Raw genomic sequence first — 11,107 nt, forward strand, 5'->3', positions numbered from 1 at the left:
GTGTGGGTTATGGCTTTATTATCCGAACTCGGTGGGTCATATCCTGACCCTGCTGAGTTTCCGAACTAATCAAGAAAGAGGCGCCACCCGCGCCCGGGGGAATTGAATGACGAAATCGACATCCGCATGGCTCGCTCGCACGGCCGTCACGGCCGGCCTGATCGTCGCCGGCACCACGCTCGCGCAGGCCGCGAGTGCGTCGACCATCAGCTTTGGCGTGCCGCCGTGGCCCGGGGTAGCGGTCAAGACCGAAATCGCCGAGCAACTGCTGCACACCCTCGGCTATCAGACCAAGACCGAGCATGTGGGCTTGCCCTTCATCTACCGCGGTCTTGCCGACGGCAATACGGACGTCTTCATGGGCGCGTGGCTGCCGGCGGAGAAGGACATGCTGGGCCCGCTGGTCCAGAAGAAGCAGGTGGTCAAGCTCGGGTCGAACCTGTCGGGCGCGATCGAAGGGCTGGCGGTGCCGGATTACGTATGGAACAAGGGTATCCACTCGATCAAGGATCTGGCCGCCCACCCGAAGATGTTCGATCACAAGATCTACGGCATCGAGGCGGGCAGCGCCATGGATCAGGCCATTTCCAGGGCCGTCAAGGACAACTACGAGGGCCTCGGCGACTACAAGATGGTGCCCAGCAGCACCGCCGCCATGCTGGCCGAACTCAAGCACTCCGAGCCGAAGAAGAGCCCGATGGTGTTTCTCGGCTGGCGTCCACACTGGATGAATATCAAGTTCCATATCCATTATCTGAAGGACAAGGACGGCAGCCCGATCGCCGGCATCAAGAGCGATGTGCTCACGCTGGTCTCGGCCAAGCTGGATAACGACAACGTCACCACGCTTCTCAAGCATATCCATGTGCCGGCCAAGACCCAGAGCCGCTGGATCTACGACTACAGCTACAAGAAGGGCGACAAGTCGACAGTGGCCCATCAATGGCTGGCTTCGCATCCCGAGACGGTCGAGCAATGGCTGGCCGGCGTGAAAACCGTCGACGGCGGCTCGGCGGTCGACGCCTACCACAAGCGCTACGCCAAGTAGCGCCCGGCGCCGTGCCCCGGGCGGCATCCCGGGGCACGGCCAGAGGGCGTGAATATCCGCCGCCGGGTCGTGCGTGCCCCGGCGGCGTGCTCGCGTTTCCTGCCGCGGACAACGCCCGGCGGGGGGGGCCGGGCCGGCCGGCATCGGAACGGCTGGCGGAAAAGATCCAACCCTTTGCAGACCTGTATTGGCGGGCTTTGGCGCCGCGGTTTTACGCGATCGGCGTCCGTGTGTCCGGATAAATCCCGATGTTCGTGGGCGCTTTGCTCGCTACCGTGGTATCCGGTCACCGGGCCTTGGCCCTGTGCCCATCGGGTCGGCGCCACCGGTGGCGTGTCGTGTTCGCGATCTACAGAGGGTCTGGATGTCGTACCAAAACGCTGCGCGCCTCGATGCCACGATGAGGCCGGTCCGGCGGGCCGTGCGCCGCCCGATGCAGGCAGCGGGCGCGGTTGCGCTGTTCGCCCTGAGTCTGCCGGCAATGGCCACGCCGCTGTTTCTCACCCTGGACCCCGCCGGTCCGGTGGCAAGAGCCGAGCGCTATACGCTGATCGTCGACGCCATCATCATGTCGGCGATCGTCATCCCCACTATCGTGCTGACCGTCATCTTTCTCCGGCGCTATCGCGCCAGCAACACCAAAGCCGGTTATGCGCCCGCCTGGTCGCGCTCGATCGGGTTGGAAATCGCCATGTGGGGCATCCCGCTCATCGCGGTCGGCCTGCTGAGTTATGTCGTCTACACCGGCACCCAGGCGAGCGACCCGTATCACCCGGGGGCGATCGAGGATCATCCCGCTGCGTCGAGCCAGCCCGCTCTCAACATCGACGTAATCGCGCTGGACTGGCGTTGGCTGTTCGTCTATCCGGAACAGCATATCGCAACCCTGCACACGCTGGAGTTGCCGGTGAACCGGCCGGTGCGTTTTCATCTGACCTCGGCGACCGTCACCAATTCGTTCTTCATTCCGCGCCTGGCCGGCCAGATTTATGTCATGCCCGGCATGCATACCCAGCAATTGCTGCAGGCCGATCAGCGCGGCACGTATACCGGCTTCTCGGCGGCACAGAGCGGGGCGGGCTTTTCCTGGATGCGGTTCAAAACGCATGTGGTCGCGCCCGCCGCGTTCCAAAGCTGGGTCGCCCGCGTCAAGACTTCGTCGCAGCATCTGACCGATGCGCGCTACGAACAGCTCGCCCAGCCCACCATCGATACCCAGGGCAAGCCGCAGTATTTCTCGTCGGTGGCGCCGGGGTTGTTCGACCATGTCATCGACGAAGTGCGCGCCGGCAAGGTCTATCCGACCCATCTGTTCGCCGGGAAGAAGATGAAATGAACGCGTCGCAGCCGCAGGACCGTATTCCATGCTAGTTCCGCTTCAGGGCCACTACAGTTTCTGGCTCGGACGCCTGTCGATGGACTGGGTGCCCTACGACAACCCGATCATCGTGGGCGCTTTCGTGTTTGCCTGTGCCGTGGGGCTGACCATTGTCGTCGGCGTCACCCGGCTCGGGTGGTGGGGCTATCTCTGGCGGGAATGGGTCACCACGCTCGATCACAAGAAGATCGGGTTGATGTACATGATCATGGGCGCGGTGATGCTGTTCCGCGGCTTCGTGGATGCGGTGATGATCCGTGCCCAGCAGGCGATGGCGGCCGGCCCGCACACGGCCGGTTTCCTCGACGCCAGCCACGGCTATCTGCCGCCGTTTCATTTCGATCAGGTCTACGGCAGCCACGGCACCATCATGATCCTGTTCGCGGTCACGCCGATGCTGATCGGCATGATGAACATCATCGCGCCGCTGCAGATCGGCGCCCGCGACATGGCCTATCCGTTCCTGAATTCGATCGGGCTGTATCTGACCGCGGTCGGGGCGGCGCTGGTGATGCTGTCGCTGTTTCTCGGCGAGTTCTCGCATGCCGGCTGGGTCGGGCTGACGCCGCTGTCCGAGCTGGCCTACAGCCCGGGCGTCGGCGTCGACTACTGGTTATGGGCCCTGCAGATCAGCGGGATCGGCACCACCATCGGATCGATCAATATCGTGGCGACCATCGTGAAGATGCGCGCGCCCGGCATGGGTTGGAGCAAGCTGCCGATCTTCTCCTGGACGTCGCTGTCGATGAGCATCATCGGCATCACCGCTTTCCCGATCCTCACCGTGGTGGTGAGTCTGCTCACCCTGGATCGCTACGTGGGCACGCATTTCTTCACCGCCGGGCTCGGCGGCGATCTGATGATGTACAAGAACCTGTTCTGGATGTGGGGCCATCCGGAGGTTTACTTCCTGATCCTGCTGCCGTTCGGCGTGGTTTCGGAAATCGTGGCCAACTTCTCGCACAAGCAGCTGTTCGGGTTCACCACCATGGTGCTGGCCACGTTCGCCATCGGCGGCGTGTCCTGGACCGTGTGGCTCCATCACTTCTTCGTGATGGGCCAGGGCCCGGGCGTGAACACTTATTTCGGCATCGCGACCATGCTGGTCGGCATTCCGACCGGGGTGAAGCTGTTCAACTGGATCTTCACCATGTGCCGCGGCCGGCTGCATTTCGAGCCGCCCATGCTGTGGGCGACCGGGGTGCTGTTCCTGTTGCCGATCGGCGGCCTGTCGGGCGTGATTCTGGCGATGGTTCCGGCCGATTACGAAATGCACAACAGCGTGTTCGTGATCGCCCATTTCCATAACATGGTCATGGTGACCGTGTTCGCCGAGTTTGCGGCCATTACCTACTGGTTTCCCAAGATCTTCGGTTTCAAGCTCGATCCGGCCATCGGCAAGCGCGTGTTCTGGTGCTGGGTGATCGCCGCGGCGCTGGTGTTCATCCCCATGTACGGCCTGGGCCTGATGGGCATGACACGCCGCTTGAGTTATGTCTCGCGGCCCGAACTGCGGCCCTTTTTCTATATTCAGGAGGCCGGCATGTTCATGTTCTGCGTGGCGGCGTTCTACCAGTTCAAGCAGTTCTACATGAGCATCCGCGACCGCGCGCAGGGCGTGCACCTGATCGGCGACGGCGAGGTCTGGAGCGGCGAGCGCAGTGTCGAATGGGTGGCGCATTCGCCGGTGCCGTTCTACAACTTCGCCGTTACCCCGCATATCCACCAGCGCGACGAATGGGCCTGGCGACGAGCCGAAGGCTACGCGCGGGCGCGTCCCGAGCGTTATGTGGATATCGAGATGCCGAAGAACACCGCCATCCCGTTCCTGATGGCCGGGGCGACTTTCATGTTCGGTTTTGCCATGGTCTGGCGGATCTGGTGGCTGGGCGCGCTGGGTTTTGCCGGGGTGATCGGCCTGCTGGTGCTGCGCAGCTTCATCGACGACACCGAATACACGATTCCGGCCGCCGACGTCGAAGAACACGAACAACAGTTCTTCCGTCATCGCGATGCGCATTCGCCGGATCTCGGCCCGATCGAGCAGGCCGGCAAGGGAGTGTATCTATGAACCGCCTCGTGCCATGCCCGCCGGAGGTGCGCCATGCTGTTTGAGCAGGCCCGCACGCCGCGCTTGTTCGAGGAACGCACGCCGGATCTGATCGGTAACCGTACCTTCGGCTTCTGGCTGTACATGCTCAGCGACGTGATCATCTATGCGGCGCTGTTCGCGGCTTTTTCGGTGCTGCATACGCACTATGCCGGCGGGCCGACCTCGCAGCAGGTGGTCGAGCCGCTGCACGGTTTCATCGACTCGGTGCTGGTATTTTCCAGTGCCTGGCTGCTCGGGCTCAGCATGCGGGCGATGGCAGCCGGCGAGCGGGCCCTGCTGGTGAATCTCATGGCGTTGGCCGCGCTGGCCGCGCTGGCGTTCGTCGGATTCGAGTCCTACGATTTCGCGCATGCCCTGGCCAAGGGTGAGTCGCCGCAGCGCAGTGGGTATCTGTCGATCTATTTCGTGCTGCTCGGGCTGCACGCGTTGCATATTTTCGTCGGCATCCTCTGGATGCTGCTGATGATGGTGCAGGTCGCCTTCAAGGGACTGACCGAACCGGTCGTCTCGCGCCTGCTCAACCTCAAGATCTTTTTCATGTTCCAGTCGGTGATCTGGGTCTGTGTGTTCGTGTTTATTTATCTTCTGGGAGCCGTCGGATGAGCCGTTCCAACGAAACACTCGAACATCCCGAGGTTCAGCTCGGCGGCATCGTGTCGTATACGGTCGGCTATGGGCTTTCGATTATGCTGAGCGGGCTGGCCTTCGGGCTCGTCCACACCCGTGCGCTGCCCCGGCCGGTCATGTTCGGCGCGCTCTGTGGCATCGCCTTCGCGCTCGTTCTGGTGCAGATGTTCCTGTTTCTGGGGCTCAACCTGAACCCGGGTCATCGCTGGAAGACCGCGGCCACCCTGTTCACGCTGCCGATCCTGATCCTGATGATCGTGCTCACCATCTGGGTGTTCTATACCCTGCAGCTGCGGGTCATGCCGCATTGAGCCTGGCCTGCGATTGACCGCACGCCCGGCTTCGCGCAGCGTGGCGGCATGTTGGAACACGGGAACGAAACATGGATGATATTCACGACCGCGTCGCCCTGGTGACCGGCGCCTCCCGCGGCATCGGCCGCGGTGCGGCGATCGCGCTGGGCCACGCCGGTTGCCGCGTCGCGCTGGGTTACAACCGCTCGGCGGACGAGGCCCGGGCGGCCGCCGCCGAGATCGAGGCCGCCGGCGGCCGCGCCGTCGCCGTGCAGGCCGATATGGCCGACCACCACGCACTGAACGCCATGGTGGATACGGTCGAATCCGAACTCGGCCCGGTCGAGATTCTGGTCAACAACGCCGGCATCAACCCGATCTATCCGCTGCACGAGATCGACGCCACGCGCTGGAACGAAACACTGCAGATCAACCTCACTTCCTGCTTCGTCCTGTCGCAGCGGGTGGTGCCCGGAATGCGGGAACGCGGCTGGGGCCGGCTGATCATGATGTCGTCGGTTGCCGCCCATATCGGCGGGGTGATCGGGCCGCATTATGCCGCCAGCAAGGCCGGCCAGCTCGGCCTGATGCGCAGCTACGCGCGCATGCTGGCCACCGAAGGCATCACCTCGAACGCGATCGCCCCGGCGCTGATCGAGACCGACATGATCGCGGGCAACGACAACATCACGCCGGACCTGATCCCGGTCAAGCGCTTCGGCCGGGTCGACGAAATCTCGGACATGGTCGTGCATCTGGCGCGAAATGCCTACATGAACGGCCAGACCGTGAATATCGATGGCGGCCTGTACATGAGCTGATAAAGCATGGCGCGGTAGCCGCCGACGAACGAATGCCGCATTAGCCCGGCGTGGCCGGGCGTGATTCAAGTGATCGGCTGTCGGTCGCAGGAAGCGGATTGTGGCCGCGCCTCGCGCGCGACGCCGACCGACGCCACAAGCCGTTGCGTCTTGCGGGATGTCATCTTGTCCCCGGTTTGCCTGCATCGCGAACGCGTCTCGCGTTGAGCGACCGGGGCCAACGCCCACTCATACACAGAATCTGTGGATAAGCCCGTGGGTAGATCGTGCCGGCCCTCGTGGCGTCGGCGCGCGCGAAGGGTGATCAAATAATCGCCAGGCTGTTTCGCAATCGGGCGATGGCCGGGGTGGGGTGCCCGATAAGTCGCATAATCGGGTAAAAATAAGGCTGACCGGTCGCTCGCCATCACCCGAAGAGTCAGACATGCCCGTTCATCGCCTGCCCACGTTCGGTCATCCACACCAGCCGCTGCTCGACGGGGTCACGCCGATCCAGCGGCTCACGCGTTTGGAGGACAGCCTCGGGCGTGCCGGCCGTGGCATCGAAATCCACGTCAAACGCGACGACCACATGAGCCTGGGCGGCGGTGGCAACAAGCTGCGCAAACTCGAGTTTCTGTTGGGCCGGGCACGGGCCGAGGGCGTCGACACGGTGATTACCGTCGGCGGGCTGCAATCCAACCATGCCCGGTTGACCGCCGCCGCCTGTGCCCGGCTCGGCCTGGCTTGCGAACTCGTGCTCACCCGCGTGGTGCCGCGCGCCGATCCCGACTACGAGACCAGCGGCAACATCCTGCTCAACCGCCTGTTCGATGCCCGGATCCAGGCCCACGCCGGCGACGTGGACGCCCTCGAGGAAGCCTGGGCGCGCGCCGAGGCGCTGGAGGCGCGCGGACGGTGTGTTCTGGTGGTGCCCACCGGCGGTGCCACGGCGTTGGGTTGCCTGGGCTATGCCCGCTGCGCCTACGAGATCGCGGCCCAGGAAGAAAAGCTCGGTATCACGTTCGATACGCTAGTCACCGCCAACGGCAGCGGCGGCACCCACGCCGGTCTGGCCGCCGGTATGGTGGCCCTTCGCCGCGATCCGAGCCGGGTGCTGTCTTATACCGTGCTCGCCGAGGAAGCGGACGCGCGTCTGCGTACCACCGAGTTGATCGCGCAGACGCTTGATGCCATGGGCGTGGTCGGCAACCGCGGCCTCTTTTGCCCGTTGGTCGATGGCCGTCATCGAGGGCCGGGTTATGGCATGCCGACCCCGGCCATGATCGATGCCGTGGCGCGCGTGGCCCGTCTGGAAGGCCTGCTTCTCGATCCGGTGTATTCCGGCAAAGCCATGGCCGGACTGCTGGCCGATATTACCGCCGGCCGGTTCGAGCCGGGGCAGCGCGTACTGTTTCTGGCCACCGGCGGCGAGCCCGGCCTTTATGCGTATCGATCGGTGTTCAGCCCTGGCGACTGAGTGGCGGCCGCGCGCGCCCTGGGGCCGCGAACAACCCACAGAATCTGTGGACAAGGCCGTGGGCCGTTTGCGCGAAAGCCCGTGGCAGCAAGGCATTGAAGACGCTGGTCAAGAAATGTTCAAGCGATGGACGCGCGCGTGGCCGGTCGAAAACATTATCCCTCGGATGTTGTCGTGGGCGCGGCCAGCGGCCACTTCGTGGGCATATTCGCCGACGAAGCGTTTCTGGGCCTCTCGCCCGATCGCTTCGTACCCACCGTCAGCATGTCGCGCCATGGCGGCACGGTGGGCTTCGAAGGCCACTTCTAGCCGACGGCGGGCGGCCTCGTCTTGAGGCCGTCTGCCGTGCTCGCGCGGATGATGGGTTGGGGCGGTTGCTCGCCGCCTGTGGCTACAGCCAGCGCGTGATATACGGCAGGAAAACGATCAGGCCGACCGCCACCGAGCCGAGAGCGCTCAACAGGACCGCCCCCGCGGCCACGTCCTTGGCCTTTTTGACCACCGGATGAAAATCCGGCGAGGCGACATCGCACAGCAGCTCGAATGCGGTATTCAACGCCTCCGCCACCCAGACCGTGGTAATCGCCAGAATCAGCACGCACCACTCGATGGGTGTCACGCCCACGGCCAGCCCGAGGCACACCACGACCGCCGTGGCCGCGGCGTGAACCCGGGCGTTGTGCTGGCTGACGAGCAGCTCGCCAATGCCGGCGATGGCATATCGCATGCTGCGAATACACCCGATGAAGGTAAACGGGGCTGTGCTGTCGTTCATGGGCGAGCGCCTGCGCTGGATACCGTGTGCCAACGCGCCGAGCTCGCATATCGCACAACCCGGGCCGGCCCTCGGTTGTTTACGCAGGCGGGGACCAAATTGCAACCGGGCGCCGCGCCGCCGCCGGTTCATCGCGCCCAATGGCGTCTCCGGGCTTGTCACCGCGTCGTCGCTTCGCCGGGGCGAAGCTTGCGCGCGAACCGAAAGGCGGCCACAACGTACCGGGCGGCGAACCATACACAGAATCTGTGGATAACGCCGTGGGCAAGTCGGCCATCGGCCCGGCCGGCATGGGCGCGGCGCGGCCGGTTAAAAATTGATCGGCCATAGCCGGAAGCAGGGCAGTTCAGCTATCGAGCGGGCTGACCACGCCGCGCCCGCCCAGCTTGAGCACATGCGTATAAATCATCGTGGTCTGCACGCTTTTGTGGCCGAGCAGCTCCTGAACCGTCCGGATATCGTTGCCGCGCTCCAACAGGTGCGTGGCAAACGAGTGTCGTAGCGTATGGCAACTGGCCTTCTTGTGGATGCCGGCGCGCTTCACGGCGCCCTTTACCGCATGCTGCAAACCCTTCTCACTGAGATGATGGCGGCGTGTCCTGCCCGACCGCGGATCCGTCGACAACCGCGACGAAGGGAAAACGTATTGCCAGGCGAGTTCCGTCTGCGCGTTGGAATACTTCTCCGCCAATGCCGTGGGCAGATAAACCGAACCGTAACCGGCCGCGAGATCGGCCCGATGCTGCGCCGCGACGCGATCGATTTGCGCTGTCAACGCGTCCGTGACCGAGGCGGGCAGCGGTGTGACCCGGTCCTTCGCCCCCTTGGCATCACGAACCACGATCTGCCGGTACTCGAAGTCCACATCCTTCACCCGCAGCCGAACCGCTTCCATCAGCCGCAACCCCGACCCGTAAAGCAAAGACGCCATCAGCCGGTAAGTACCGTCCAGCTGCGCCAGCAGGCGCGCGACCTCCAGCGCGCTCAACACCTCCGGTATCCGCGCCGGGCGCTTGACGCGCACCACGTCATCCATCCACGGCAATTCCGTGCCCAGCACCTCCTTGTACAGAAACAGCACTGCATTCAGTGCCTGATTCTGCGTCGACGCCGCCACGTGGCGGTCGACCGCGAGATGCGTGAGAAAAGCCTCCACCTCCGGCTTGCCCATATCGTTGGGATGCCGCTTGCCGTGAAACAGGATAAAGCGACGAATCCAGGCAAGATACGTCCTCTCGGTTCGGATGCTGTAATGCTTTAGCCGTATGCGCTCGCGGACACGATCGAGTAGCTTCGGCGGCTGATTGGGCGATTTAGGCATTTTTAATAACTGGTTAGCGGTCTATTGTTATTGCATGCCGCATAACGGGCAGCCTGCATTGCCTTTGGTTATTACTATACGAAAATGCGATGAAGTGCTATACCTACTTTCGGCCGTATACTTGGCGTTGGGTAAAAAAGGGGAAGTAAATTGGCAATTCAAAATTTTGGGCAGTTCTGGCGTACTGACGAAGTGGAATGGTTCCCGGGCACCGGCAATAAAGACTCTTTTAGACTATTGGGCCGCCAAGGCAAAAATCGTCCGACTATAAGGCTCGCGGATTTCAGGTACCAACAAGGGATATATATTCTCTATAGCAATCACGGCCCCTATTACACTGGGCTAACCACTGAACAGGGTTTGGGCAAACGCCTTCAGGATCATTTAAGTGATGCTCACGCCGATAAGTGGGATCGTTTTTCGTGGTTTGGCTTTAAGTCGGTTTTAACGAGTAAAGATAAATACAATGTCTGTAAGTTGAAGAATCTTGCGAAGGCCTCTGTTGACGATTCAAATACAGCCATTCGCGATATTGAGGCGCTGCTAATACGTGCTATGGGTCTCACAAATATAACTCAGACTCAGTTTTCTAAAGCTGAAGAGTGGATTCAAGTCAAGTGGTTAGAAGTTGACCACTATTTGGCTAAGGTCAGTGAGTAAAACCCAACAGATCGCTGCAGTTGACCGCCCGAATCGCTGCCGCGATTCGGTTTCCCTCCGCAGCCTTGGGCTGCTCCGGCCGCAACTGAGCTTAGGCGTTAGGTAAGTATGACCATTCTTCATAAGCCGCGAGTCGTTGTACCTTCGCTAATAGCTATTTATATCTTAAGCTTTATCGGTCTATCTTTTGCCGAATTACCAGTTGCAGCTAAGAGTTTTTGCTTTGCTTATATAATTTCCGAACCTTATCTGTTACCCCTGTCATTCTTGGGGAGTTCGGAACATTTTAAACGCTACGTCGATCCGGTCTGGGTCAGATTTTTATTGGTCATAATCGGCATTGGATATGTAGCAAAGGCTAATTCTTGGGCTTCCGATCTTCTCAATAGCACGTTTGGCGTATCTGCATCGCACTTTCCAATTTCTGAGGCAATTCTAACGTACGGGTATCTGCCGGTAAATTTTCTGGCGCCAATCGTACTGGCAATCCTTGTAGTTGTTGTATTTTTCGCGTCTTTTATTTTTATAATAATACTTCTTGATTAGTTCGCAAACTCAGCTTGCCTCAATTGGGTTTCGGTACAAGGGGTTGTGCGAGCAGCGGCTTTCGCC

At 61.7% G+C, this 11,107-nt stretch carries 12 protein-coding genes; 10 read left to right on the forward strand and 2 right to left on the reverse strand.

All coding sequences use genetic code 11. From position 1 onward, the window contains the following. The first annotated feature begins 106 nt into the window (after positions 1-106). From ACS8YF_RS18800 to ACS8YF_RS18835, 8 genes are all read left to right on the forward strand, one after another. Positions 107-1,048: a glycine betaine ABC transporter substrate-binding protein gene (locus ACS8YF_RS18800; RefSeq protein ID WP_440851643.1), complete on the forward strand. Its 942-nt coding sequence runs from the start codon at positions 107-109 to the stop codon at positions 1,046-1,048. Between the two features lie 364 nt (positions 1,049-1,412). After that, positions 1,413-2,384 carry a COX aromatic rich motif-containing protein gene (locus ACS8YF_RS18805; RefSeq protein WP_440851644.1) on the forward strand — a complete coding sequence of 324 codons (972 nt, stop codon included), beginning with the start codon at positions 1,413-1,415 and terminating at the stop codon, positions 2,382-2,384. A 28-nt stretch (positions 2,385-2,412) separates the two neighbouring features. Then, positions 2,413-4,497, forward strand: coding sequence for a cbb3-type cytochrome c oxidase subunit I (locus tag ACS8YF_RS18810; protein WP_440851645.1), 2,085 nt, complete (start codon positions 2,413-2,415; stop codon positions 4,495-4,497). Positions 4,498-4,530: 33 nt separating this feature from the next. Beyond that, on the forward strand, positions 4,531-5,142 hold the full coding sequence (locus ACS8YF_RS18815) for a cytochrome c oxidase subunit 3 (RefSeq protein ID WP_440851646.1): 612 nt from the start codon (positions 4,531-4,533) through the stop codon (positions 5,140-5,142). Further along, entirely contained in the window at positions 5,139-5,477 is a 339-nt protein-coding gene (locus ACS8YF_RS18820; protein WP_440851647.1) for a cytochrome o ubiquinol oxidase subunit IV, read from the forward strand. The genes ACS8YF_RS18815 and ACS8YF_RS18820 overlap by 4 nt, the downstream gene beginning before the upstream one ends. Before the next feature lie 71 nt (positions 5,478-5,548). Then, entirely contained in the window at positions 5,549-6,280 is a 732-nt protein-coding gene (locus ACS8YF_RS18825; protein WP_440851648.1) for an SDR family NAD(P)-dependent oxidoreductase, read from the forward strand. A gap of 424 nt (positions 6,281-6,704) precedes the next feature. Continuing rightward, entirely contained in the window at positions 6,705-7,739 is a 1,035-nt protein-coding gene (locus ACS8YF_RS18830; protein WP_440851649.1) for a D-cysteine desulfhydrase family protein, read from the forward strand. Positions 7,740-7,877: 138 nt separating this feature from the next. Further along, the gene (locus ACS8YF_RS18835; RefSeq protein ID WP_440851650.1) at positions 7,878-8,048 is read left to right on the forward strand and encodes a hypothetical protein; all 171 of its coding nucleotides are present in this window, start codon (positions 7,878-7,880) and stop codon (positions 8,046-8,048) included. Positions 8,049-8,130: 82 nt separating this feature from the next. Here the strand turns inward: ACS8YF_RS18835 and ACS8YF_RS18840 are convergent, their stop codons facing one another. Both ACS8YF_RS18840 and ACS8YF_RS18845 read right to left on the reverse strand, forming a co-directional pair. Next, entirely contained in the window at positions 8,131-8,514 is a 384-nt protein-coding gene (locus ACS8YF_RS18840; protein WP_440851651.1) for a diacylglycerol kinase family protein, read from the reverse strand. A 346-nt stretch (positions 8,515-8,860) separates the two neighbouring features. Further along, positions 8,861-9,835 (reverse strand): integron integrase, encoded by a 975-nt coding sequence (locus ACS8YF_RS18845; RefSeq protein ID WP_440851652.1) that lies wholly within the window; start codon positions 9,833-9,835, stop codon positions 8,861-8,863. Between the two features lie 150 nt (positions 9,836-9,985). Here ACS8YF_RS18845 and ACS8YF_RS18850 point away from each other — a divergent pair, with 150 nt between their 5' ends. Both ACS8YF_RS18850 and ACS8YF_RS18855 read left to right on the forward strand, forming a co-directional pair. Beyond that, a complete protein-coding gene (locus tag ACS8YF_RS18850) occupies positions 9,986-10,495 on the forward strand; it encodes a GIY-YIG nuclease family protein (protein WP_440851653.1) in 510 nt (169 codons plus the stop codon). Positions 10,496-10,603: 108 nt separating this feature from the next. Further along, entirely contained in the window at positions 10,604-11,041 is a 438-nt protein-coding gene (locus ACS8YF_RS18855; RefSeq protein ID WP_440851654.1) for a hypothetical protein, read from the forward strand. Positions 11,042-11,107: the final 66 nt, after the last annotated feature.

The organism is Salinisphaera sp. SWV1 (assembly GCF_052044155.1).
Classification (GTDB): Bacteria; Pseudomonadota; Gammaproteobacteria; order Nevskiales; family Salinisphaeraceae; genus Salinisphaera.